Consider the following 1,219-nt stretch of genomic DNA (forward strand, 5'->3'; position numbering starts at 1 on the left):
TGAATAGCCCCGAGTTTCGTAGACACCCCCGGGTTAGATTTTCTGCTGCCTCTCGAACTCGACGGGCGACAGCATTCCGTTTCTGACGTGTTTGCGTTTTGGGTTGTAGAACATCTCGATGTAGTCGAACACATCCTGGCGAGCTTCATCGCGTGAACGGTAGACCCTGCGACGTATCCGCTCTCGCTTCAGAAGATTGAAGAAGCTCTCGGCCACCGCATTGTCATGGCAGTTGCCGCGTCGGCTCATTGAGTGAACCAGATTGTGGTGCTTGAGGAACGAGGCCCAATCCATGCTGGTGAACTGCGAACCCTGATCCGAATGAATCAGCACCTTGTCCTTCGGCTTTCGCCTCCACACCGCCATGAGCAGAGCCTGCAATACGACGTCCGTGGTCTGTCGGCTCTGCATAGCCCAGCCGATGACCCTGCGCGAATAAAGGTCGATGACGACCGCAAGGTAAGCGAAGCCCTCGCAGGTTCGGATGTAGGTGATGTCCGTGACCCAGGCCTTGTCCGGAGCCGCGACGTCAAATTGCCGATCGAGTGTGTTGTCGATAGCGACGGCAGGCCTGCCGCCATAGATGCCGGGACGGCGTTTGTAACCGATCTGCGCCTTGATCCCGGCGAGACGCGTCAGACGCGCAACCCGGTTTGGGCAGCATATCTCGCCCTGATCGAGAAGATCGTCGTGCAGCTTGCGATAACCGTAGACCTTACCGCTTTCTTCCCATGCCTTCAGGAGCAAATCGGTCTGTCGCCTGTCCTCGTTGGCTCGCCTGCTCAGCGGGTTCTTCAGCCAGGTGTAAAATCCACTCGGGTGAACCCGCAGGAGACGGCACATCGTCCGCACCGAAAACTGCAAGCGATGCAGGGCAATGAACGCGTACTTCACTTTGCATCCCTGGCGAAATACGCGGCCGCTTTTTTTAGGATGTCTCGCTCCTCGGTGACGCGAGCCAGTTCCTTCTTCAGCCGCCTGATCTCCTCGGCCTCGTCGTTGCCTTTGGCGTTCGACGCGGCAAACTTCTTCTTCCACTCATACAGGGAATGCTGGCTCACACCGAGGCGCTGAGAAACCTCCGCAACCGGATAGCCTCGTTCCGTGATCTGACGCACAGCGTCGCGCTTAAAATCTTCGCTGAAATTCGATTTGCTCATGATACTCTTCCTGCCTCAAAATTAGGAAAGAAGGCGTCTACAAATCTAGGGGCTATTCA

1 protein-coding gene is annotated in these 1,219 nt (G+C 56.4%); it reads right to left on the reverse strand.

The window, feature by feature from the left end:
- Positions 1-33 precede the first annotated feature (33 nt).
- Positions 34-1,160, reverse strand: a protein-coding gene (locus ACFVTJ_RS25430; protein ID WP_386911274.1) for an IS3 family transposase whose coding sequence is annotated in 2 segments (ribosomal slippage) — positions 34-932 and positions 932-1,160 — 1,128 coding nt in all. Because the reading frame shifts where the segments join, the coding sequence is not laid out codon by codon here.
- Between the last annotated feature and the right edge of the window lie 59 nt (positions 1,161-1,219).

The sequence above is a fragment of the Agrobacterium sp. NPDC058088 genome, assembly GCF_042885035.1.
Taxonomy (GTDB): domain Bacteria; phylum Pseudomonadota; class Alphaproteobacteria; order Rhizobiales; family Rhizobiaceae; genus Agrobacterium.